The organism is Mycobacterium stomatepiae, assembly GCF_010731715.1.
Taxonomy (GTDB): Bacteria; Actinomycetota; Actinomycetes; order Mycobacteriales; family Mycobacteriaceae; genus Mycobacterium; species Mycobacterium stomatepiae.
The window spans coordinates 4,397,148-4,418,788 of sequence record NZ_AP022587.1 but is presented as its reverse complement, the minus strand read 5'-3'; the positions used below and the strand labels follow the sequence as shown (position 1 = coordinate 4,418,788).

The 21,641-nt window shown below is 65.2% G+C and carries 23 protein-coding genes and 1 tRNA gene; 14 read left to right on the top strand and 10 right to left on the bottom strand.

Annotation, left to right across the window (positions count from 1 at the left end; translation table 11 throughout):
• The first annotated feature begins 36 nt into the window (after positions 1-36).
• Positions 37-1,995, top strand: coding sequence for an acetate--CoA ligase (gene acs / locus G6N54_RS20880; protein ID WP_163791720.1), 1,959 nt, complete (start codon positions 37-39; stop codon positions 1,993-1,995).
• 7 nt (positions 1,996-2,002) lie between these two features.
• Here the strand turns inward: acs and G6N54_RS20875 are convergent, their stop codons facing one another.
• Positions 2,003-2,701 (bottom strand): S1 family peptidase, encoded by a 699-nt coding sequence (locus G6N54_RS20875; RefSeq protein ID WP_163794868.1) that lies wholly within the window; start codon positions 2,699-2,701, stop codon positions 2,003-2,005.
• A gap of 244 nt (positions 2,702-2,945) precedes the next feature.
• On the opposite strand from G6N54_RS20875, the gene G6N54_RS20870 reads away from it, so the two are divergent.
• Together G6N54_RS20870 and G6N54_RS20865 are read left to right on the top strand one after the other, a co-directional pair.
• A complete protein-coding gene (locus G6N54_RS20870) occupies positions 2,946-3,488 on the top strand; it encodes a phage holin family protein (protein WP_163791719.1) in 543 nt (180 codons plus the stop codon).
• Entirely contained in the window at positions 3,489-4,439 is a 951-nt protein-coding gene (locus tag G6N54_RS20865) for an alpha/beta fold hydrolase (protein WP_163791718.1), read from the top strand.
• A gap of 6 nt (positions 4,440-4,445) precedes the next feature.
• Here the strand turns inward: G6N54_RS20865 and marP are convergent, their stop codons facing one another.
• Genes marP through nth form a run of 4 tightly spaced genes read right to left on the bottom strand, consistent with a single transcriptional unit; the run spans position 4,446 to position 7,906 of the window.
• Entirely contained in the window at positions 4,446-5,639 is a 1,194-nt protein-coding gene (marP, locus tag G6N54_RS20860) for an acid resistance serine protease MarP (protein ID WP_163794867.1), read from the bottom strand.
• Positions 5,640-5,644: 5 nt separating this feature from the next.
• Complete coding sequence (locus G6N54_RS20855) at positions 5,645-6,487, bottom strand: NUDIX hydrolase (protein WP_163791717.1); 843 nt, start codon at positions 6,485-6,487, stop codon at positions 5,645-5,647.
• Positions 6,484-7,128, bottom strand: a complete 645-nt coding sequence (locus G6N54_RS20850) for a TlpA family protein disulfide reductase (RefSeq protein WP_163791716.1) — start codon at positions 7,126-7,128, stop codon at positions 6,484-6,486. Before G6N54_RS20850 ends, G6N54_RS20855 begins: the two co-directional genes overlap by 4 nt.
• Positions 7,129-7,141: 13 nt before the next feature.
• Positions 7,142-7,906 carry an endonuclease III gene (nth, locus tag G6N54_RS20845; protein ID WP_163791715.1) on the bottom strand — a complete coding sequence of 255 codons (765 nt, stop codon included), beginning with the start codon at positions 7,904-7,906 and terminating at the stop codon, positions 7,142-7,144.
• Positions 7,907-7,995: 89 nt separating this feature from the next.
• On the opposite strand from nth, the gene G6N54_RS20840 reads away from it, so the two are divergent.
• Both G6N54_RS20840 and crp read left to right on the top strand, forming a co-directional pair.
• Entirely contained in the window at positions 7,996-8,388 is a 393-nt protein-coding gene (locus G6N54_RS20840) for a hypothetical protein (RefSeq protein WP_163791714.1), read from the top strand.
• A gap of 85 nt (positions 8,389-8,473) precedes the next feature.
• A complete protein-coding gene (gene crp / locus G6N54_RS20835; protein ID WP_036465140.1) occupies positions 8,474-9,148 on the top strand; it encodes a cAMP-activated global transcriptional regulator CRP in 675 nt (224 codons plus the stop codon).
• Positions 9,149-9,233: 85 nt separating this feature from the next.
• Here crp and G6N54_RS20830 read toward each other — a convergent pair whose 3' ends face one another.
• The 3 genes from G6N54_RS20830 to G6N54_RS20820 are packed head-to-tail and all read right to left on the bottom strand — an operon-like array spanning position 9,234 to position 10,666.
• Positions 9,234-10,028 carry an MBL fold metallo-hydrolase gene (locus tag G6N54_RS20830; RefSeq protein WP_163791713.1) on the bottom strand — a complete coding sequence of 265 codons (795 nt, stop codon included), beginning with the start codon at positions 10,026-10,028 and terminating at the stop codon, positions 9,234-9,236.
• 5 nt (positions 10,029-10,033) lie between these two features.
• Positions 10,034-10,489, bottom strand: a complete 456-nt coding sequence (locus G6N54_RS20825; RefSeq protein ID WP_163791712.1) for a RidA family protein — start codon at positions 10,487-10,489, stop codon at positions 10,034-10,036.
• 15 nt (positions 10,490-10,504) lie between these two features.
• Positions 10,505-10,666 (bottom strand): DUF4177 domain-containing protein, encoded by a 162-nt coding sequence (locus G6N54_RS20820; protein WP_090607515.1) that lies wholly within the window; start codon positions 10,664-10,666, stop codon positions 10,505-10,507.
• A 109-nt stretch (positions 10,667-10,775) separates the two neighbouring features.
• Between G6N54_RS20820 and G6N54_RS20815 the strand changes: the two genes are divergently transcribed.
• Both G6N54_RS20815 and G6N54_RS20810 read left to right on the top strand, forming a co-directional pair.
• Positions 10,776-11,801 (top strand): ArsA-related P-loop ATPase, encoded by a 1,026-nt coding sequence (locus G6N54_RS20815; protein ID WP_163791711.1) that lies wholly within the window; start codon positions 10,776-10,778, stop codon positions 11,799-11,801.
• Positions 11,798-12,949, top strand: coding sequence for an ArsA family ATPase (locus G6N54_RS20810; RefSeq protein WP_163791710.1), 1,152 nt, complete (start codon positions 11,798-11,800; stop codon positions 12,947-12,949). The genes G6N54_RS20815 and G6N54_RS20810 overlap by 4 nt, the downstream gene beginning before the upstream one ends.
• A gap of 282 nt (positions 12,950-13,231) precedes the next feature.
• Here the strand turns inward: G6N54_RS20810 and G6N54_RS20805 are convergent, their stop codons facing one another.
• The gene (locus G6N54_RS20805) at positions 13,232-13,582 is read right to left on the bottom strand and encodes a WhiB family transcriptional regulator (RefSeq protein WP_025736346.1); all 351 of its coding nucleotides are present in this window, start codon (positions 13,580-13,582) and stop codon (positions 13,232-13,234) included.
• Between the two features lie 361 nt (positions 13,583-13,943).
• On the opposite strand from G6N54_RS20805, the gene ponA2 reads away from it, so the two are divergent.
• From ponA2 to G6N54_RS20785, 4 genes are all read left to right on the top strand, one after another.
• A complete protein-coding gene (gene ponA2, locus G6N54_RS20800) occupies positions 13,944-16,370 on the top strand; it encodes a transglycosylase/D,D-transpeptidase PonA2 (RefSeq protein ID WP_163791709.1) in 2,427 nt (808 codons plus the stop codon).
• A 56-nt stretch (positions 16,371-16,426) separates the two neighbouring features.
• Entirely contained in the window at positions 16,427-17,386 is a 960-nt protein-coding gene (locus tag G6N54_RS20795) for a metallophosphoesterase (RefSeq protein ID WP_163791708.1), read from the top strand.
• Positions 17,383-18,489, top strand: coding sequence for an L-cysteine desulfhydrase Cds1 (gene cds1, locus G6N54_RS20790; protein ID WP_179969100.1), 1,107 nt, complete (start codon positions 17,383-17,385; stop codon positions 18,487-18,489). The genes G6N54_RS20795 and cds1 overlap by 4 nt, the downstream gene beginning before the upstream one ends.
• A 60-nt stretch (positions 18,490-18,549) precedes the next feature.
• A tRNA-Pro gene (locus G6N54_RS20785) sits at positions 18,550-18,623 on the top strand.
• A gap of 34 nt (positions 18,624-18,657) precedes the next feature.
• On the opposite strand, the gene G6N54_RS20780 is transcribed toward G6N54_RS20785, so the two are convergent.
• Entirely contained in the window at positions 18,658-19,848 is a 1,191-nt protein-coding gene (locus G6N54_RS20780; RefSeq protein WP_163791707.1) for a tyrosine-type recombinase/integrase, read from the bottom strand.
• A 145-nt stretch (positions 19,849-19,993) separates the two neighbouring features.
• On the opposite strand from G6N54_RS20780, the gene G6N54_RS31705 reads away from it, so the two are divergent.
• Genes G6N54_RS31705 through G6N54_RS20770 form a run of 3 tightly spaced genes read left to right on the top strand, consistent with a single transcriptional unit; the run spans position 19,994 to position 21,437 of the window.
• Positions 19,994-20,203, top strand: a complete 210-nt coding sequence (locus tag G6N54_RS31705; protein WP_372513233.1) for a helix-turn-helix transcriptional regulator — start codon at positions 19,994-19,996, stop codon at positions 20,201-20,203.
• On the top strand, positions 20,200-20,511 hold the full coding sequence (locus tag G6N54_RS20775; RefSeq protein ID WP_163791706.1) for a hypothetical protein: 312 nt from the start codon (positions 20,200-20,202) through the stop codon (positions 20,509-20,511). Before G6N54_RS31705 ends, G6N54_RS20775 begins: the two co-directional genes overlap by 4 nt.
• Positions 20,508-21,437, top strand: a complete 930-nt coding sequence (locus G6N54_RS20770) for an AAA family ATPase (protein WP_163791705.1) — start codon at positions 20,508-20,510, stop codon at positions 21,435-21,437. The genes G6N54_RS20775 and G6N54_RS20770 overlap by 4 nt, the downstream gene beginning before the upstream one ends.
• Positions 21,438-21,641 lie beyond the last annotated feature (204 nt).

Sequence of the window (21,641 nt, the reverse complement as noted above, 5' to 3'; positions counted from 1 at the left end):
TGACGAGCTCGAACCCCGGCCCTCTACATAGGAGCGATGTCAGTGACCGCCACGCACACTGAAGGCCCGTCTTCGTATCCGCCGCCGGCGCAGTTCGCCGAGCAGGCCAACGCGGGTGAGGACCGATACCTCGAAGCCGAAAAAGATCGGCTGGCGTTCTGGGCCAAGCAGGCCAACCGGTTGGCCTGGGCGACGCCATTCACCGAGGTGCTGGACTGGTCGAACGCACCCTTCGCCAAGTGGTTTTCCGACGGAAAGCTCAACGTCTCCTACAACTGCGTGGACCGCCACGTAGAGGCCGGCCTGGGCGATCGGGTCGCCATTCACTGGGAGGGCGAGCCGGTCGGCGACTGCCGCGACCTGACCTACGCCGATCTGCAGGCCGAGGTTTGCAAAGCGGCGAACGCACTGACCGATCTCGGCTTGGTCGCCGGTGACCGTGTCGCGATCTACCTGCCGCTGATTCCGGAAGCCGTGATCGCGATGCTGGCCTGTGCACGGCTGGGCGCCATGCACAGCGTGGTGTTCGCCGGATTCACCGCCAACGCGCTGCGTGCCCGCATCGCCGACGCCGAGGCCAAGCTGGTGATCACCAGCGACGGCCAGTTCCGCCGCGGCAAGCCCGCGCCGCTGAAGAATGCGGCCGACGAAGCGGTCGCAGACCCCGACAGCCCGGTCGAGAAGGTTTTGGTAGTGCGGCGCACCGGGATTGACGTGTCGTGGAACGACGACCGCGACGTGTGGTGGCACGATGTCGTGGATTCCGCGTCGCCCGAACACCAGCCGCAGCCGTTCGACGCCGAGCACCCCTTGTTCCTGCTGTACACCTCGGGCACCACCGGCAAGCCCAAGGGCATCGTGCACACCAGCGGCGGCTACCTGACTCAGGCCTCCTACACGCACTACAACATCTTCGATGTCAAACCGGACCGCGACGTGTTCTGGTGCACCGCGGATATCGGCTGGGTCACCGGGCACACCTACGGTGTCTACGGGCCGCTGTCCAACGGCGTCACCGAGGTGCTCTACGAAGGCACTCCCGACTCGCCCAGCCAGCACCGGCATTTCGAAATCATCGAAAAGTACCGTGTGACAATCTATTACACCGCACCCACGCTGATTCGAACGTTCATGAAGTGGGGCCGCGAGATCCCAGACGCGCACGACCTGACCAGCCTGCGGCTGCTCGGATCGGTCGGCGAGCCGATCAACCCCGAGGCCTGGCGCTGGTACCGGAAGGTGATCGGGGCCGACAGCCTGCCGATCGTGGACACCTGGTGGCAGACCGAGACGGGTTCGGCGATGATCTCGCCGTTGCCGGGAGTCGCTGCGGCCAAACCGGGTTCGGCGATGAGGGCGCTACCGGGCATCTCCGCGAAGATCGTCGACGACCACGGCGACGAGCTGGTGCCGGCCGTCCATCACGGCGAACACGTCACCGGATATCTGGTGCTGGATCAACCGTGGCCGTCCATGTTGCGCGGCATTTGGGGCGACGAGGAGCGCTACGTCGAGACCTACTGGTCCAGGTTCGCCGAGCAGGGCTGGTACTTCGCCGGCGACAGCGCCTATTACGACCGCGACGGCGCAATCTGGGTGGTGGGCCGCATCGACGACGTGATGAACGTGTCTGGGCACCGGCTCTCGACCGCCGAGGTCGAGTCGGCACTGGTCGGCCACATCGGGGTGGCGGAGGCTGCCGTGGTCGGGATGTCCGACGAAACCACTGGCCAGGCCATCTGCGCGTTCGTGGTCTTGTGCGCCGACTTCCAGGTTCACGACGGCATCGTCGACGAGCTACGCATCCAGGTGGCCACGGAGATCTCACCGATCGCGAAGCCCCGCGAGGTCCATGTGGTGCCGGAGCTGCCGAAGACCCGCAGCGGCAAGATCATGCGGCGGCTGCTGCGCGACATCGCCGAGAACCGCGACCTCGGTGATACGTCGACATTGCTCGACCCGGGCGTGTTCGACGCGATCCGCGCGTCGAAGTAGCGCGGGCTCAGGCCGGTATCGGTACGAAGCCCGCGCCGGGGCGGTGTTTGGCGTTGATGTCGGCCAGCACCGCGTTGAACGACATCACCACTGCCGGGGTGTGCAGTGGGATGTATTTGATGATGCAGGTCGGCAGGTTGTCGCTGAAAGCGCCGTGGATCATCCCGACCAGCAGGTTGTCGACGGTCACCGGGCCGCCGGAGTCCCCCGGCCGGCCGCACACCTGCATGACGATGGTTCCCGGATCCTGGCCCGGCCCCCAGGTGACGCCGCACGAATTGCCGGTCGTACGGCCCTGCTTGCAGGCGATCTGACCGAACACCGGTTCCGGTCCGATGCCGTTGATGATGAAGCCACCGTAGTTGGCCACCGGTGCCACCTTGGCCGGATCGAATTTGATCACGGCGTAGTCGAGGGCGTCGTTGCCGGCGACCATCGTTCCCAGCACGCCCCTGCCCTCGGCAGCCTCGGCGGCGACTTGCGCGCCGGGGCCGCCGCAGTGCGCGGAGGTGAAACCGATCAGCTCACCGGCGGCATCGCCGCCGATGGTCGTCAGGGTGCACATGGTGTCGCCGTTGATGACGATGCCCGCGCCGCCACCCATCGGGACCCGGTCGTCAGCGGCCGCGACGTCCGCCGGTAATCCCGGCTGAACGAGAAGCAGGGACACCAGCACCGCTACAAAACACCGACGTGCCGTCTGCAATGCGTAACTCCCATCAGCGCGCCGGATGTCGGAGAACAGCTGCACCAGTCTAGATGATCAGGCTCGTCCCCCTCTTGCTGTGCGAATGGCGTCGTTTGTCGCCGGGCCCGGTGTTCGGCTGGCCTCGTCTGGCATCGCGGCACATGGCAACATGAACCGCGGCGACAGCGAACGGGCTCGGCTCCTCGTCGAGCCGTGCAGCGGCTCGACGAGGAGCCGGGCAATTGAACGGAGAGGACCGTCTGTGAGCAAAGTCGATCGGAAAAACGGGGTGCCGAGCACCCTGACCACGATTCCGTTGGCCGACCCGCATGCCACCCACGGCGAACCGTCGATCGGTGACCTGATCAAAGATGCGACGACACAGGCGTCCACCCTGGTGCGAGCCGAGGTCGAGCTGGCCCGCGCCGAGATCGTCCGCGACGTCAAGAAGGGCCTGACCGGCAGCGTCTTCTTCATCGCCGCGCTGGTGGTGCTTTTTTACTCCACCTTCTTTTTCTTCTTCTTCCTCGCCGAGCTGCTCGACAACTGGCTGTGGCGCTGGGTGGCTTTCCTGATCGTGTTCGCGATCATGGTTGTGGTCGGAGCCGTGCTGGCGCTGCTGGGCTATTTGAAGGTGCGCCGGATCCGCGGACCGCGAGAAACCATCGAATCGGTCAAGGAGACGCGCACCGCGCTTACCCCCGGCCACGACAAGTCCCCCGCCCCGGCCAAGCAGCTCACCGAAGCGCCCGGCAAGCACGCCAAGCCCGAGAACGGCAACCCCAGCGACCCCTCAGGTTGGTAGATGGCAGTACCTGATCCGTCGGTAGTCCGCATCGACGGACCGTGGCGCCATTTGGACGTGCACGCCAACGGCATTCGATTCCACGTCGTCGAGGCGCTACCGTCCGGCGGAGGCGCTCCCGCGGCGGCGGCGGCACGGCCGCTGGTGATGCTGTTACATGGTTTCGGTTCGTTCTGGTGGTCCTGGCGTCATCAGCTACGCGGGCTCACGGATGCGCGGGTGGTCGCGGTCGACCTACGCGGCTACGGCGGCAGCGACAAGCCACCGCGCGGTTACGACGGCTGGACACTGGCCGGCGATACCGCCGGACTCATTCGCGCGCTTGGTCATTCGCAAGCGACGCTGGTCGGCCACGCCGACGGCGGGCTGTGTTGCTGGACCACGGCGCTGCTGCATTCGAGGCTGGTGCGCGCCATCGCGCTGATCAGCTCGCCGCACCCGGCCGCATTGCGGCGATCGGCGTTGACGCGCCGCGATCAGAGCTCCGCACTGCTGCCGACCCTGCTGCGTTATCAGCTTCCGGTGTGGCCCGAACGCCTGCTGACCCGCGACAACGGTGCCGAGATCGAACGTCTGGTCAAGGCCCGTAGCTCCGCGAAATGGATTGCCTCCGAAGACTTCTCACAAATTATCGGCTATCTGCGCACGGCGATCCAGATACCTGGGGCGGCGCACTGCGCACTGGAGTACCAGCGCTGGGCGGTGCGCAGCCAGCTGCGCGGTGAAGGCCGCCGGTTCATGAAATCGACGTCGCGCCAACTCGGGGTGCCGCTGCTACATCTGCGCGGCGATGCGGATCCCTATGTGCTGGCCGACCCGGTCGACCACAGCCAGCGTTACGCGACGCAGGGCCGTTATGTATCCATCACCGGCGCAGGGCATTACAGCCACGAAGAGACGCCCGAGGAAATCAACAGACAACTGACGAGGTTTTTCGAGCAGGTGCATTGAAGCGGGTCAGCTGACGCAGGTCCCGGTGCCCACCTGTTGGGTGTCACCGATCTTGGCCATCTGACCGGCCACCTCGCCGGCGGTCAGCACGAACCCAGTATCGGGGTCGTCGACGGCCGCGCCGAACACCACGCCGAGCACGTGACCGCTGAGGTCGATCAGCGGTCCGCCCGAATTGCCTTGTTCCACATTGGCTCTGATGGTGTAGACGTCGCGGCTAACCGGCTGCGGGTCCCGGTAGATGTCGGGGCCGCTGAGTTTGATGGCCTCGCGAATCCGGGCCGGGGTGGCGGTGAAGTTGCCGCCGCCGGGGTAACCCAACACGACCACGTTGGTTCCGGTTTTCGCCTCGGTATCACTGAAGGCCAGCGGCGGCGGTGGCAAGTTCGGAATGGCGAGAATCGCGATGTCGAGCGACGGGTCATAGGAAATCACGGTGGCGTCCAACGGATTACCGCTGGCGTAGATCTGGACGCTGCTGGATCCGGCCACCACGTGCGCGTTGGTCATCACCCGATCCGGGGCGATGACAAATCCGGTGCCCTCCAGCACTTTCTGGCAGCTGGGCGCCAGGCTGCGCACCTTGACGACGCTGGGCGCGGCCGCCGTGACCACCGGATTGGTGGCCAGCGCGGGATCCGGTGATTCGACCGGGACTACCGGCGTGCGACTGAACGGCTCCAGCACCGCGGGCAGCCCCGAGGTGTTCAGCAGCGCCGAAAGACGTTTGGGGACAGTCTTCAACCACGGGGGCGCGATGTTGTTGACCTCGGCCAGCACCCGCGAACCCCGGACCGCGGCGGCCAGCTCCGGTTGGTCCTTCGATTGGGTCAGCGGTGTCGCCAGCAGCCACGCCGCAGTGAGCACCACCACGAGCTGCACCCCCACCCCGATCACCGAATCGATGGTGCGGATCGTGCGGCTGTGGATCGCGCCGCGCACCGCCCGGCCCAACACCACACCGGCGACCTCGCCGACGACGACCAGCGCGAGAATCAGGAACAGCGCGCCGAACAGCTTGGCGCGTGGCGCCGCGATGTGGCTGACGATGTGGGGCGCCAGCAGCACACCGGCGATCGCGCCCAGCAGCACGCCGACGAACGAGAACAGCGAACCCACCGCGCCCGATCGCCAGCCCGAGATGGCCGCGATGAAAGCGACGGCGAGAACGGCGATATCCAGCCACTGCGACGGTGACATCGAGTTCATCGGGCGCCACCCCGCTTGCCGACCTGCACCATCGCGTCGTCGAGTTCGCGGACGTCGTCGGTGTCCCACGGCTGGGCCCAGCCGGCGACGTCGAGTACGGCGGAAATCACCTGGCCAGTGAATCCCCAAACCAGCATCTGGTTGAGCAGAAACGCCGGACCTGCCCAACGATTGCCGAGGTCGCCGCGGTAGACCATCAGCCGGTTTTCCGGATTGATGAACGCTCGCACCGGAACCCGCGTCACGATCGCCGTCTCGGCTTCGTTGACCACGGCAACGGGTCCGGGGTCCGGCGAGTAGGCCAGCACCGGGACGACGTGGAACTGCGACGGTGCGATGAATGCCTTTTCCATCGTGATCAGGGGGTGCAGCCGGGTGACGTCGATCCCGGTCTCTTCGTGTGCTTCTCGCAGTGCGGTGGCGACCGGCCCACGATCGCCCGGGTCGGACGCACCGCCGGGAAACGCGGCCTGGCCCGCGTGATGCCGCAGCGACGATGCCCGCACGGTGAGCAGCAAGTCGGCCTCGTCGGGCACGCCACCATCGGCCGGTCCCGAGTCCGGACCGGAAAACAGAACCAGCACAGCGGCCTCGCGGTCGTCGTGCTCGGATGCATCCCGGGCAGCGGATACCATCGCCAGCACATCGGGCGGCAACCGACGTCGGTAGGCCTCCGGGATCTGTCCGACGTTGTCGACCAACGGACGCAACCACGACGGGCAGGCGTCGGGCGTCAGAGGAACCGTCCCCTGCGCTCGGGCGGCACCCCCAGCACTCACCGGCGCCTCCTTGTCGGGTCCACCTACCCAGCTGAGCTTCGGACCGCCGAATGCGGTCATCCGTCGTTACCGACCGCGGCCGCGATCTCGTCGGCACTCGCGAAATCGCGCAGCAGCGTCTGCTCAACGCTACCGTCCGGTCGCAGCACCACGGTCGCGGGCACCACATTTGCCACCTTGAGTACCGCGGCGATCAGCCGCCGTCCATCCTGCAAGGTCGGGAGCCGAACACCCAGCTCCGCCAACCGCAGCAGCGCGGCGGTCTCGTTCTCGTCCTGGTGCACGGTGACCACCAAAACGCCGGACCCGGCCCGCCGCTGATACTCGGCCATCGCGGGCAGTTCGGCCGCGCACGGCGCACACCAGTACTCCCACAGGTTGATGACCACCCGGCGTCCAGCCAGCGCCCGGGCGACGTCGACGGTCGATCCGTCGGCCGCGCATTCGACCAGCACGCCGCGCAGGGCCGCGGGGCCGGGGCCGTTGCCGGGTGCGGGGCAGGGCATCAGGTTCGCTCGTGCCCGGGGCCCGGCCAGCGCGGCCGGGGTATCGGCGTCGCGGTGCTCGCGATCGGGCGTACGCGGGCTGGCCGGACTCGTCGCGGCCGGTTGGGAGTCGTCGTGCAGCTGCGCGACCAGTGCCGCCACCAGCGCCACCACCACCGCCAAGATCGCGATGGTCCAGCGAGTTCTCGGGGTCAACGTCCCGGCCGTGTTAGAGCCCGACCAGGGAGAGCAGGTGTTCGGATTCGGGGCCCTGTACCAGGGGCGCGGCCAGCTCCGGCTCGGTGAGGCCAAGGCCGAACGACGGGCAGTCCTTGGCCAGCACACAGACCCCACAGGCCGGCTTGCGGGCGTGGCACACCCGGCGGCCGTGGAAGATCACGCGATGGCTCAGCAGGGTCCATTCCTTGCGTTCGACCAGTTCGCCGACGGCGTGCTCGATCTTGACCGGGTCCTTTTCGGTGGTCCAGTGCCATCGGGTCACGAGCCGCTGGAAGTGCGTGTCGACAGTGATCCCGGGGATGTCGAAGGCATTGCCCAAGACGACGTTGGCGGTTTTGCGACCCACGCCGGGCAGCGTCACCAGCTCGTCCATGGTCGACGGCACCTCGCCGTCGAACCGCTCGACCAGCGCCTGCCCCAGGCCGATCAGCGAGGTCGCCTTGTTGCGGAAGAAACCAGTGGGGCGAATGAGGTTTTCCAGCTCATCGCGATCGGCTTTCGCATAATCCAGTGCCGACTTATATCGCTTGAACAAAGCGGGCGTCGTCAGGTTGACCCGTTTGTCGGTGCTTTGCGCCGAAAGAATGGTGGCCACCGTCAGTTCCAGCGGCGATCTGAAATCCAGCTCGCAATGCGCGTCCGGAAATGCTTGTGCCAGTGCGCGATTCATCCGACGCGCGCGACGCACCAAACCGACGCGAGTTTCGGAAGCCCAGCGCCGGGCAGCGGCGGAATCAGGCTCGGAATCAGGCATAGCCGCGGTGGTTTTGGAGCGCCCGGACGGCCTTGCCACTGTCACCTACAACAGAGTACTGATTTCGTAATCTCACTGAGACCTTGGCCATGTTTACTCTTCTTGTGTCGTGGTTGCTGGTGGCGTGCGTACCGGGGCTGCTCATGCTCGCTGCGCTCGGCCTGGGTCGGCTCGAAAAGGAGCTCGCCCGTGAGTCGATCACGTCGACCGACGTCGACGAATTCCTCGAGCAGGCGCAGGCCATGGATATGCACACGCTGGCCCGGGAAGGGATGCCCGAGGCGCTGGAATACCTGCATCGTCGCCAGGCCCAGCAACTTGCGCTGTCCGCGCCGCCCAGCGGTCGCCATCGCGCCGAATCGCTGCTCGCGACCGCTTTCACCGATCCACCCGCGCGCGCGATGCCGATGCCGATGCGAATACACGCGCATTCGGCCGCAAATCCGCAATATGAGGCGACTAGACACGTCAATCGTGTGTAGCGTTGGCACGTTGGTCTACCTCTAGACTCGTCACACGAGCTAGGTAGGTTATGCATATCACTTCGTTGGAAAGCTGAAGGTCAAAGTGGACGAGATCCTGGCAAGGGCAGGAATCTTCCAAGGGGTTGAACCCGGCGCAGTCACCGCACTGACCAAGCAATTACAACCCGTCGACTTCCCGCGTGGACACACTGTTTTCGCGGAAGGGGAACCAGGCGATCGGCTGTACATCATCGTCTCGGGGAAGGTCAAGATCGGTCGCCGATCACCCGATGGCCGGGAGAATCTGCTGACGATCATGGGGCCGTCGGACATGTTCGGCGAATTGTCGATCTTCGACCCCGGACCCCGGACGTCGAGCGCCACTACGATCACCGAGGTGCGCGCGGTATCGATGGACCGCGACGCGTTGCGGGCGTGGATCGCCGATCGGCCCGAAATCGCAGAACAGTTGCTGCGGGTGCTCGCCCGCCGGTTGCGGCGCACCAACAACAACCTGGCAGACCTCATCTTCACCGACGTGCCCGGCCGGGTGGCCAAGCAGCTGCTGCAGCTCGCCCAGCGTTTCGGCACCCAGGAGGGTGGCGCGATGCGGGTCACCCACGACCTGACCCAGGAGGAGATCGCCCAGCTGGTCGGCGCTTCCCGGGAGACGGTCAACAAGGCGCTCGCCGATTTCGCCCACCGTGGATGGATCCGGCTGGAGGGCAAGAGCGTGCTGATCTCGGACTCCGAGAGACTGGCCCGCCGGGCACGCTGACGTCGAGCCTGCAATTTTGCAGGCCTCTACTCGCACTTCTCCTGCGAAATTTCAGCCTCGGCGCCAACGGCCACCCGCGCGGAGTTCACTCTCGCCGTAGGTAGTCCAGCTGCGCCTGCACGGACCATTCGGCCGTGTCCCACAGCTTCTCGTCGACGTCGACATAGACGTATTCGACGATCTCACGGGCGGTGGCGTCGCCGCCGAGGTCCCACAGCGCGGCGCGGACCTGCTCCAGCCGCTCATGGCGGTGCGTCAGGTAGCCCGAGGTGACGGCCTCCAGGTCGGCCAGGTCGGGCCAATGCCCGGGCAACACCGTGCGACGGCCCAGGCCGCGCAGCCGCCGCAGCGACTCCAGGTAGTCGGCCAGGCTGCCGTCCTCGTTGTCGATGACGGTGGTGCCGCGACCGAGCACGCTGTCGGCGGTCAATACCGCGTCGTCGAGCAGGAACGACAGCGAATCGGCGGTGTGCCCCGGCGTCGCCATCACCTTGATCTTCAAGCCGGCCGCATCGATGACCTCGCCGTCGACCAGCTCACCGCCGAGGCCGCGCAGGAAACCGCTGCCCGCCGAGCGCACGGTCGCGCCCGTGAGCTCGACCAGCTTGTCGATGCCGTCGGTGTGGTCACTGTGCCGGTGACTGATCAGCACCAGCGCGATGCGGCCCAGCGATGCGATCCGGGCGATGTGCTCGTCGTCGTCGGGCCCGGGATCCACGATGACCAGCTCGTCGCTGCGTGGACCGCACAAAACCCAGGTGTTGGTGCCCTCCAGGGTCAGCAGGCCGGGGTTGTCGGCCAGCAGCACCGAGGCAGTGTCGGTGACCGCCCGCAGACTGCCGTATGCGGGATGGGTCAGTGGCTCGACACTCTCGGTCACGGCCGTTAGCCGACCTCCACGATCAATTCGACCTCGACCGGCGCATCCAGCGGCAGCTCGGAGACGCCCACCGCCGAACGCGCATGCGCGCCTTGGTCGCCGAACACCTCGGCGAGCAGGTCGGAGGCTCCGTTGACGACGCCGGGCTGTCCGTTGAAGCCGGGGGCCGAGGCAACGAACCCGAAGACCTTGACCACCCGGGTGACCGCGTCGATACCCACCAGCGAGTTCACCGCCGCCAGCGCGTTGAGCGCGCAGATCCGCGCCATCGCCTTGGCGTCGTCGGGACTCACATCCGCGCCGACCTTGCCGGTGCCCGCCAACTTCCCGTCCGCGATCGGCAACTGACCCGAGGTGTAGACCAGATTGCCGGTCCGGACGGCGGGAACGTAAGACGCCAGCGGCGCAACCAATTCCGGAAGCGCGACGCCAAGCTGCCCAAGCCGGGCCGAAGCATTCATCTGTGGCGAGTCCTCTTATTTGGGGCGTTTCAGATAGGCGACGTGTTGCTCGCCGGTGGGCCCGGGCAGCACGGCCACCAACTCCCAGCCGTCGGCGCCCCATTGGTCGAGGATCTGTTTGGTGGCGTGCGTCAGCAGCGGAACCGTGGCGTATTCCCATGGCGTCGGTTGGCTCATGACGCGAGCTTATCGGTCGGGTGTGAACCGCTCGGGCCAGCCCGGTGGACCGCGATCCGATGTAGCGACCCGATTTGCGGAGGCCCCGCGGGGCGCGGGCTAGCATGCGATGGTGGCAACCACTTCTAGCGGCAACGCTGCCGTCGGCTGGCCGGCACGACTGTCGAAAGCCCGCTTGCACTTCGTCACCGGCAAAGGCGGCACGGGTAAATCGACGATCGCGGCCGCGCTGGCGCTGACCCTGGCGGCCGGCGGGCGCAAGGTCCTGCTCGTGGAAGTCGAGGGCCGCCAGGGAATTGCGCAACTCTTCGACGTTCCGCCGCTGCCCTACCAAGAGGTCAAGATCGCCACCGCCGAGCGCGGCGGTCAGGTCAACGCCCTGGCGATCGATATTGAGGCCGCGTTTCTGGAATACCTCGACATGTTCTACAACCTCGGGATCGCGGGACGGGCCATGCGCCGCATCGGTGCCATCGAGTTCGCGACGACGATCGCACCCGGCCTGCGCGACGTGCTGCTCACCGGCAAGATCAAGGAGACCGTGGTCCGCCTGAACAAGGGGGCCAAGAACCCGGTTTACGACGCGATCGTCGTCGACGCACCACCGACCGGGCGCATCGCGCGCTTCCTGGACGTCACCAAGGCGGTGTCCGATCTGGCCAAGGGCGGGCCGGTGCACTCGCAGAGCGAGGGCGTGGTCAAGCTGCTGCACTCCGATACGACCGCCATCCACTTGGTCACGCTGCTCGAAGCGCTGCCGGTGCAGGAGACGATGGAAGCCATCGAGGAGCTCGCCGAGATGGAGCTGCCAATCGGCAGCGTGATCGTGAACCGCAACATCCCGACCTATCTGGAGCCTCGCGACCTGGCCAAGGCCGCGGAAGGCGACGTCGATGCCGACTCGGTGCGCGCCGGTCTGAAGAAGGCCGGAATCGAGTTGAACGACAACGACTTTGCCGGCTTGTTGACCGAAACCATTCAGCATGCGACCCGCATCACCGCGCGAGCCGAGACCGCGCAACAGCTCGACGCCTTGAAGGTCCCGCGGCTGGAGCTGCCGGCGATCTCCGACGGTGTCGACCTTGGTAGCCTCTATGAGCTGTCGGAATCGCTAGCGCAGCAGGGAGTTCGATGAGTATCACACCGAAAACCCTTGATATGGCCGCAATCCTGGCCGATCGCGCGAACCGAGTCGTGGTGTGCTGCGGCGCCGGCGGTGTGGGCAAGACGACAACCGCGGCGGCGATGGCATTACGCGCGGCCGAATATGGCCGCACCGTATGTGTTTTGACAATCGACCCGGCCAAACGGCTGGCACAGGCACTGGGAGTCAACGACCTCGGCAATACGCCGCAGCGGGTGCCACTGGCGCCCGAGGTCTCCGGTGAGCTGCACGCGATGATGCTCGATATGCGCCGAACGTTCGACGAGATGGTGATCCAGTACTCCGGAGACGTTCGGGCGCAAGCGATTCTGGACAACCAGTTCTACCAGACGGTCGCCACGTCGCTGGCCGGCACGCAGGAATACATGGCGATGGAGAAGCTTGGCCAGCTGCTGAGCGAGGACCGCTGGGACCTGGTTGTGGTGGACACTCCGCCGTCACGCAACGCGCTGGACTTCCTGGACGCACCGAAACGCCTGGGCAGCTTCATGGATAGCCGATTGTGGCGGTTGCTGCTCGCGCCAGGCCGAGGAATCGGCAAATTAGTCACGGGTGCAATGGGTTTGGCGATGAAGGCGCTCTCGACCGTGCTCGGCTCGCAGATGCTGGGCGACGCCGCGGCCTTCGTACAATCACTGGATGCCACATTCGGCGGCTTCCGGGAGAAGGCGGACCGCACCTACGCGCTGCTGAAAAGACGTGGCACGCAGTTCGTGGTGGTGTCGGCGGCCGAGCCCGATGCACTGCGCGAGGCGTCCTTCTTCGTCGACCGGCTTTCGCAGGAGAGCATGCCGCTGGCGGGGCTGATCTTGAACCGCACGCATCCCCCGCTGTGCTCGCTACCAGTGGAACGGGCGATCGACGGGATCGAGTCGCTGAAGTCCGACGCAGACACCGATGCCGCCTCGCTGGCGACGGCCGTGCTCGAGATTCACGCCGACCGGGGCCAGACCGCCAAGCGTGAGATCAGGCTGCTGTCGCGATTCACCGGGGCCAACCCGAACGTCCCGGTGGTGGGGGTTCCGTCGCTGCCGTTCGACGTATCGGACCTGGAAGCATTGCGCGCGCTGGCCGATCAGATCACCGCCGTCGGTGAAGCCCGCGCTGCGGACCGTTGAGCGCGGTCTTACAGATACGCCCGTTCGAGAGCATTTGCCCAGCTCAAGGGGCTGATAGGGCTGTTCAACAGGGAGCTGAGCGGCTGCCAAAATTTGGGCCGGTGTGTCTCAATTTGACACATGCGGAGCTATTTCCGCGAATTGCGTTCTCGCACAAGCGAGTTGACGCTAGAGTTGCTATTGTACATGCGACCAATCCTTCGAGCGCTGTAACAGTTTTGTAATAGTGAGTTTCGGCCTAACAGTGCGCCGCAACGCTGCGGCGCACCCGCTGTGAAAGCGTCAGCTGACGCCGCGATTCCGCCGCTTGTCGAAGAAATCGGACCACGAGACAACCTCGGGGTGCTGCTTGAGCAGTGCCCGGCGCTGGCGCTCGGTCATTCCGCCCCAGACACCGAACTCCACCTTATTGTCCAGCGCGTCGGCTCCGCACTCCTGCATCACGGGGCAGTGGCGACAAATCACCGCCGCCTTACGCTGGGCAGCGCCCCGAACAAAGAGTTCATCGGGGTCAGTGGTCCGGCATAGCGCTTGGGACACCCAGGCAATTCGTTCTTCAGCATCCACACTGCGCAGCACCCCCTGTGCCGCTGCAATGTTGGTACGGCGTGCCGCCGGTCGTGTTCCTGACACGAGCTGTTTCCTTCCTCCCGGTCGCTATTAACGACCGCCCTCCTGGGGTAGCAGATCATCCTTGCGATCTACACCACACTGCGCCGATCGGCGTTACCTGAATCTCACCGTCTGTATAAGTTAGGTGGTCAGGGGCCAATTGCGCAACAGTCTGATAACGCTTTTTTTGGGACGGGCGTGCCGTCTTGTAGATGAGCGTAGGCGCAATCATGCGATTGGGCACCCCTTTTGGATAGCTGATATGTAACGCGCGCGAAAACATCCTCTACCGATCGTCAGCAAAGCTGCAGGTCACGAGTTTCGGGTCCGCTGTGCGGATCATCGGCGCGTCGCGCGACAGGGGCCGGTTACTGTAGTACGCATGTCAGACCGCCCTCCGGCAGCTCTCACGATTCTTAAGCTTGCTGGCTGCTGTCTGCTGGCGGGTGTGGTCGCCACGGCGCTGATGTTCCCTATGGCCGGCGGGTTAGGACTGATGTCCAACCGGGCCTCCGAAGTGGTTGCCAACGGCTCCGCCCAACTTCTCGAGGGACAGGTGCCGGCCGTCTCGACGATGGTCGACGCGAAGGGCAACACCATCGCGTGGCTCTACGAGCAGCGGCGGTTCGAGTTTCCCACGGACAAGATCGCCAACACGATGAAGCTGGCGATCGTCTCGATCGAGGACAAGCGCTTCGCCGAGCACAACGGTGTGGACTGGAAGGGCACCCTGACCGGGCTGGCGGGCTACGCGTCCGGTGACGTGGACACCCGGGGCGGTTCGACGATCGAGCAGCAGTACATAAAGAACTACCAACTTTTAGTGACCGCGAAGACCGACGCGGAAAAGCGCGCGGCCGTCGAAACCACCCCGGCGCGCAAGCTGCGCGAGATCCGGATGGCGCTGACGCTCGACAAGACATTCACCAAGCCGGAGATCCTGACTCGCTACCTCAATCTCGTTTCCTTTGGTAACGGCTCGTTCGGGGTGCAGGACGCGGCGCAGACTTACTTCGGTATCAATGCGTCCGACCTGAACTGGCAGCAGGCGGCCCTGCTGGCGGGCATGGTGCAGTCGACCAGCACGCTCAACCCCTACATCAACCCCGACGGTGCGCTGGCCCGGCGAAACCTCGTCCTCGACACAATGATCGACAACCTGCCGCAGGAGGCCGACGCGCTGCGCGCCGCTAAGGCGACGCCGCTGGGGATACTGCCGCAGCCCAACGAGCTACCGCGCGGCTGCATCGCCGCCGGCGACCGCGCCTTCTTCTGTGACTACGTGCAGGAGTACCTCTCCCGCGCCGGTATCAGCAAGGAACAGGTGGCCAGGGGCGGCTACCTGATCCGCACCACGCTGGACCCGGACGTACAGAACCCGGTCAAGGCCGCCATCGACAGGTTCGCCAGCCCGACCCTGCCCGGAATCTCGAGTGTGATGAGCGTGATCCGACCGGGCAAGGATTCGCACAAGGTGATGGCCATGGCCAGCAACCGCACCTATGGACTCGACGTCGATGCCGGCCAGACCATGCGGCCGCAACCGTTCTCGCTCGTCGGCGACGGTGCGGGTTCGGTGTTCAAGATCTTCACCACCGCCGCCGCGTTGGACATGGGCATGGGCATCAACGCCAACCTCGACGTGCCGCCGCGGTTCCAGTCCAAGGGCCTAGGTAGCGGTGGCGCCAAAGGCTGCCCAAAGGACACCTGGTGCGTCGTCAACGCGGGTAATTACCGCGGGTCGATGAACGTGACCGAGGCGTTGGCCACTTCACCCAATACCGCGTTCGCCAAGCTGATCTCACAGGTCGGGGTGACGCGCACGGTGGACATGGCGGTCAAGCTCGGGCTGCGGTCCTACGCCGATCCCGGCACCGCCCGCGACTACAACCCCGACAGCAACGAGAGCCTGGCCGACTTCGTCAAGCGGCAGAACATCGGGTCGTTCACGCTGGGCCCGATCGAGGTGAACGCGCTGGAGCTGTCGAACGTCGCCGCGACGCTGGCCTCCGGCGGCGTGTGGTGCCCGCCGAACCCGATCGACAAGCTGATCGACCGCAACGGCAATGAAGTCGCGGTGACCACCCAGACCTGCGACCAGGTGGTGCCCGAAGGACTGGCCAACACCCTGGCCAACGCGATGAGCAAGGACGCGACGGGTGGCGGGACCGCGTCCGGTTCGGCCGGCGCAGCGGGGTGGGACCTGCCGGTGTCCGGTAAGACCGGCACCACCGAGGCCCACCGCTCCTCCGGGTTCGTCGGATTCACCAGTCGCTACGCGGCCGCGAACTACATCTATGACGACTCCACCTCGCCGACGGACCTGTGTTCGTCGCCGCTGCGCCATTGCAGCGACGGCGACCTGTACGGCGGTAACGAGCCGGCACGAACCTGGTTCACCGCCATGAAACCGATCGCCCTGAGCTTCGGCGACATCAAGTTGCCGCCCACGGATCCGCGCTACGTGGAGGGTTCACCCGGCTCACGGGTGCCCAGTGTGGCGGGCATGGATGTGGACGCCGCGCGCTCGCGCCTCAAGGAGGCCGGCTTCCAGGTCGCCGACCAGCCCAATTCGGTCAACAGCACGGCGAAGTTGGGCGAGGTGGTCGGAACGTCGCCCTCCGGCAACACGATTCCCGGCTCGGTCGTCACCATTCAGATCAGTAACGGCATCCCGCCGCCACCGCCGACGCCGCCGGAGGGTGTGCCGCTGCCGGTCGGTTCGCAGGTGATTGAAATCCCCGGGCTGCCGCCAATCACCATTCCGCTGCTGGCACCGCCGCCGCCGCCCGGACAGCCGCCTCCGTAGGCCCGCAGGAGCGCTACAGACGCTCCTGATTCGGCGCACGGCAGTAAACTGCACGCATGGCTGATGTCTTGCCCGCTCTGATCCGCACCGGCGCTCTGGCGATCGGTTCGACCGTCGCCGGCATCGGTTACGCCGCGGTCGTCGAGCGCAACGCCTTCGTGCTACGCGAGATAACGATGCCCGTCTTGTCGCCGGGTTCCACGCCGCTACGCGTGCTGCATATCAGCGATCTGCACATGCTGCCCAACCAGCGCCGCAAGCAGGCTTGGCTGCGTGAGCTGTCCGGCTGGGAGCCCGACCTGGTCGTCAACACCGGCGACAACCTGGCCCACCCCAAAGCGGTCCCGGCGGTCGTCCAAGCTCTGGGAGATCTGTTGTCGCGCCCGGGGGTCTTCGTCTTCGGCAGCAACGACTACTTCGGGCCGCGCCTGAAGAACCCGCTGAACTACGTGACCAGCCCGTCACACCGGGCCAAGGGTGAACCGCTGCCCTGGCAAGATCTGCGGGCGGCGTTCACCGAGCGTGGCTGGCTTGACCTCACCCACACTCGCCGCGAGTTCGAGGTCGCGGGCCTGCACGTGGCCGCGGCCGGCGTGGACGACCCACACATCAACCGCGACCGTTACGAGACGATCGCCGGCCCGGCCAGCCCGGCCGCGAATCTGCGGCTCGGACTGGTCCACTCCTCCGAGCCGCGGGTGCTCGATCGCTTCGCCGCCGACGGATACCAGCTGGTGATGGCCGGGCACACGCACGGCGGGCAACTGTGCCTGCCGTTCTACGGCGCGGTGGTAACCAACTGCGGCCTGGACCGAACCCGGGCCAAGGGGCCGTCTCGCTGGGGCGCCAACATGCAGCTGCACGTCTCGGCGGGCCTGGGCACCTCACCGTTCGCGCCGGTGCGATTCTGCTGCCGGCCCGAAGCGACCCTGCTGACGTTGATCGCCGCCCCGATGGGTGGGCGGGACTCCAGCAGCAACCTGGGCCGCTCGCAGCCCGCGGCATCGCTGCGTTGAACGATCGGACCCAGATCGCGGTCCGCAGCCTGTCCCGAAGCTGGACGGACAATGCGGTCCGGCTGATCGAGGCCGATGCCCGTCGCAGCGCCGACACTCACCTGCTGCGCTACCCGCTGCCGTCGGCCTGGTCCACCGACGTCGATATAGCGCTGTACCTCAAGGACGAGTCGACGCATATCACCGGCAGCCTCAAACACCGGCTGGCGCGCTCGCTGTTTCTGTATGCGCTGTGCAATGGCTGGATCGGCGAGGGCACTACGGTGGTCGAGGCGTCGTCCGGTTCGACGGCGATCTCCGAGGCGTACTTCGCGTCCCTGCTGGGGCTGCCGTTCGTCGCGGTGATGACGGAGGGCACCAGCGCATCTAAGGTCGAATTGATCGAATCACAAGGCGGGCGTTGCCATTTCGTGCAGAGCTCCAGCGAGGTGTATGCCGAGGCGCAGCGCGTCGCGCAGCAGACCGGCGGCCACTACATGGACCAGTTCACGAACGCCGAGCGGGCCACCGACTGGCGCGGCAATAACAACATCGCCGAGTCGATTTTCGCGCAGATGCGCGACGAGAAGCACCCGATCCCACAGTGGATCGTCGTCGGCGCAGGCACCGGCGGAACCAGCGCGACGATCGGCCGCTACATCCGGTACCGGCGGCACGCCACCCGGCTCTGTGTCGTCGACCCGGAGAACTCCGCGTTCTTTCCCGCCTATGCCGGACAGCGCTACGACCTGGTGATGCCCGCGTCGTCCCGCATCGAGGGGATCGGGCGACCGCGGGTCGAGCCGTCGTTTCTGCCCGACGTGGTCGACCGCATGGTCGCGGTGCCCGACGCGGCGTCGATCGCCGCGTCCCGCCACGTCAGCACCGTGCTGGGACGGCGGGTGGGGCCGTCGACGGGAACCAACCTGTGGGGCGCCTTCGGCCTGCTGGCCGAGATGGTCGCCGCGGGCCGCAGCGGCTCGGTGGTCACACTGATCGCCGACAGCGGCGAACGCTACGCCGACACGTATTTCAGCGACGAATGGGTTGCCGCGCAGGGGCTCGATCTCGTCGGCCCGGCCGCGGCGCTGGTCGAATTCGAGCGCAACAGCAGCTGGAGCTAGTCCTCAGCCAGCGGTTTGGGCACTCGGCGGGCCGGTGCGATAGGCTGTCGAGGCTTCACGCGGGGTGTGGCGCAGCTTGGTAGCGCGCTTCGTTCGGGACGAAGAGGCCGTGGGTTCAAATCCCGCCACCCCGACCCAAAGGGCCTGGTAACAGGCCCGCTGGGAACGTTAGGCAGTTTGCTGCAGCGTACCCGGTACGTTTTCCCCATCAGTTTCATTGCTGCCGTTGGTAGTTGATGGTTTGAGGGCCGCCGTGCGGTGCTGGTCCAGCACATCAGCCAGCGCGTCGAGATCCGAATCGAATAGGTCGGCGTACGTCCGCAGAGTGAGGCTTGGATCTTCGTGCCCCAGCATTCGCGCCAACGCCAACACATTGCCCCCTGCGGATACCGCCAAGCTTGCCGCCGTATGCCTTAGGTCGTTTGGTGTCACGTTCGGGAAGTCCTTCAGCGAGTCACGCGCGGCGTTGAACACGCGGGGCCTCCAATGGGACACCCGGAGCGGACCTCCATTCGATGCCGAGAAGAGCAGATCCTCTCGTCCCTTGCCCACCATTCGCTCGCCGATTTCGACCGCCAGGAAGATGGGGAAGGGCACTGAGCGTTGCTCGTGATCCTTCGGAGCTTTCCAGTCCAGTCGGCCGTCAGCCTCGGCTACCGCTTGGGTGATCTGCAAGCGGCGGCGAAGCATGTCCACCGACGCGACCGTTAGTGCCGCCAATTCGCCCCATCGCAGTCCGGTATACGCCAGGAGCCGGATGACCAGTCCGTGGTCCATTCCGGCAGCGGTAGCGAGGCGGTCAACTTGCTGGTGGTCGAGGTAGGCCCTTGTTTTGTGTTGCCTCTTGGGGGCGTTGATCCCTTCGCAGGGGTTACGCATCAGTCGCCCGTCGTCCACCGCATCCTTCAGCACCATCCGCAAGACACCGAGCGTGTTCTCGATGGTCGGCACGCCCGTCCCTGCGTCGACCAAGTCAGCCACCCAGGCTTTGATGTCCGGTGGCAGAACCTTCGTCACTTCCAAGTCGCCCCATTTGTCGGCGACGCGCGCCCGCCACGTGTGCTGGCGTGTGGCCCTGGTCGTCTCCGCGATATCCGCCTTACGAATCCACAGCGAGAACTGCTGCGCTACAGTCCATTTCCCCGCCACAGGTGGCGCGATGTCGACACCCGTCCGAGTGATCTGCTTGAGCCACTCGGTGGCATCGGCCTTGTACTTGAACCGCCGAGTGCTCTCTTCGCCGTTGCTATCGACGTAGCGTGCCCGATACTGCTTGCCCTTGCCATAGAGCTTGGTCCGCTGACCAGATCTGCTGATCCACAGGTTCTCAACGCCCTGACGAGGATTCCGTTTGTCCATGACCGGGACCATATCGCAACGCTCCGACTGTAAAACGGGGCCGATAAAGGTGGTCGAAATTTCCCGGTAGACGTAAAACGGGTCGTGATGGGATGAAGACACCGAAGAAAGTGCAGTAATTCCAACAGAATTGGATGGGACCAACGTGAACGATCAAGCGGACAACGAGTTACTCGGCATCAGCGACGCTGCCAAACTCAGCGGACACAGCGTGACCACATACCGCTGGTACCGCGCCAACGGCATCGGGCCAAAAAGCTGGAAATGCGGTCGCTACGTTAGGTATTGGCGTTCAGACGTTCATACGTGGATGGCCGCACAGGAGGCCACGACAGCCAAAGGCGGTGTACGGTGAACGAACTCACGCACATTCCAGTTCCACCCGAAGCGACTTGGGTCGGCGAGTGGGTGCCCTACGACGCAGACAGCGTTCCGCACTCCTGGGTTCGGCACTTCACAGTCCGCAAGTGGACGGTCGACACTTTCCTTCAAGATCCGGCTGAGATCGAACTCGTCGGTGCTCAGTTTCCGGATGGATCAATCGAGATGTTTATCTGTCTCGAAAGCGCGCTCTACCTGGATGCTGGCGAGGGATTCATGATGTCGACGACGGTGTCTCGGGCGGCGGAAGAACTTGAGCGCACCCAAGGCGGGCGGCGATGAGCGGGAACGATATTGGCAATACGACCGCGGTCGCTAACGAAGCCATCTTAAGCAAGCTAGCTCCGTTGGACTGGATGCGCCCACCAAGCACCACCACGCAGAGGCTCATTCCGGAAATCATCAACGCCGGTGAAATCGTCTCGGTGGTTGGGCAAGGCGGGACGGGCAAGTCCCTGCTCATGCTGGACATCGCGATGGCGCTGGCCTCAGGGCAACCCGTGCTGGGGCATCCCTCCGTCGACCCAATATCGGTTCTGTACATCGACATGGAGAACCCGGTCGGCGAGATCTTCGCGCGCCGCACCAGCCTCGGCTACCACGACCACCCCTTGGAGAAGCTGAGCTACTACCACATGCAGGACCTACCGGCGTTGGACACGGCGCCGGGAGGACGGGCCATGGAGGCGTTAGTCAAAAGAGACATGCCAGAGCTCGTCATCTTCGACACCGTCTCGAAAGTCGTCGCGGGCGAAGAGTCGAAGGCTGATACATGGCAAGATCTATATAAGCATTCGATAATCCTAATGCGCCAAGCCAACTGTGCCGCAGTCATTTTGGACCATCAGGGTCACGACACAAGCAAGGGCGCGCGAGGTTCGTCCGCGAAGCGCGATAACGTCGATGTGCAATGGATCCAAACGCTCAGCGGCAACCTGATCACCCTGAAACGTGACAAGTGCCGAACGCTCCACCACACCGAGGTGCTAAAGATCCGTCGAGGCGGCACACCGCTACGGCACCTCATCGAGGATGACCCCGTTAAGGCATGCGTCGACTTCCTAGATAGCGTCGGATTTACAGGTGGTCGACAGGCCGCGTTGGAAGTGATCGCAGCCCAGAACAGGTATTGGCCGCGAAACACCGTTGAAGCCGCTTTGCGGCAGCGCAAGGCTGCGGAGGCCGGAACTGCCCGAAATGCCGCGTAACTGCCCGCGCTGGTCACGGTGGGTTTTTACGACTTAACCGCTGCCACCACATCCGGGAAGTTTCGACGAATACGCCGTTTGCGCAGGTCAAATCGATGTCTTTCCCATGCTGCCCCTAGGACGCTTGACTGCCCCGACACACACCCCTTATTGGGGTGTGGGCGGGCAGGCAATGGCGGTTATCTAGTTGTGCGCATTGCCATA

Bases quoted from the DNA above. Each gene is read 5' to 3' on its own strand.
- nth (WP_163791715.1), bottom strand. From the start codon at position 7,906: ATGCCTGATTCCGAGCCTGATTCCGCCGCTGCCCGGCGCTGGGCTTCC.
- acs (WP_163791720.1), top strand. From the start codon at position 37: ATGTCAGTGACCGCCACGCACACTGAAGGCCCGTCTTCGTATCCGCCG.
- ponA2 (WP_163791709.1), top strand. From the start codon at position 13,944: ATGTCAGACCGCCCTCCGGCAGCTCTCACGATTCTTAAGCTTGCTGGC.
- G6N54_RS20820 (WP_090607515.1), bottom strand. From the start codon at position 10,666: ATGAGCCAACCGACGCCATGGGAATACGCCACGGTTCCGCTGCTGACG.
- G6N54_RS20855 (WP_163791717.1), bottom strand. From the start codon at position 6,487: ATGACCGCATTCGGCGGTCCGAAGCTCAGCTGGGTAGGTGGACCCGAC.
- marP (WP_163794867.1), bottom strand. From the start codon at position 5,639: ATGTCACCGTCGCAGTGGCTGGATATCGCCGTTCTCGCCGTCGCTTTC.
- G6N54_RS20840 (WP_163791714.1), top strand. From the start codon at position 7,996: ATGTTTACTCTTCTTGTGTCGTGGTTGCTGGTGGCGTGCGTACCGGGG.
- G6N54_RS20825 (WP_163791712.1), bottom strand. From the start codon at position 10,489: ATGAATGCTTCGGCCCGGCTTGGGCAGCTTGGCGTCGCGCTTCCGGAA.
- G6N54_RS20770 (WP_163791705.1), top strand. From the start codon at position 20,508: ATGAGCGGGAACGATATTGGCAATACGACCGCGGTCGCTAACGAAGCC.
- G6N54_RS20795 (WP_163791708.1), top strand. From the start codon at position 16,427: ATGGCTGATGTCTTGCCCGCTCTGATCCGCACCGGCGCTCTGGCGATC.
- G6N54_RS20815 (WP_163791711.1), top strand. From the start codon at position 10,776: ATGGTGGCAACCACTTCTAGCGGCAACGCTGCCGTCGGCTGGCCGGCA.
- G6N54_RS20865 (WP_163791718.1), top strand. From the start codon at position 3,489: ATGGCAGTACCTGATCCGTCGGTAGTCCGCATCGACGGACCGTGGCGC.
- G6N54_RS20780 (WP_163791707.1), bottom strand. From the start codon at position 19,848: ATGGACAAACGGAATCCTCGTCAGGGCGTTGAGAACCTGTGGATCAGC.
- G6N54_RS20810 (WP_163791710.1), top strand. From the start codon at position 11,798: ATGAGTATCACACCGAAAACCCTTGATATGGCCGCAATCCTGGCCGAT.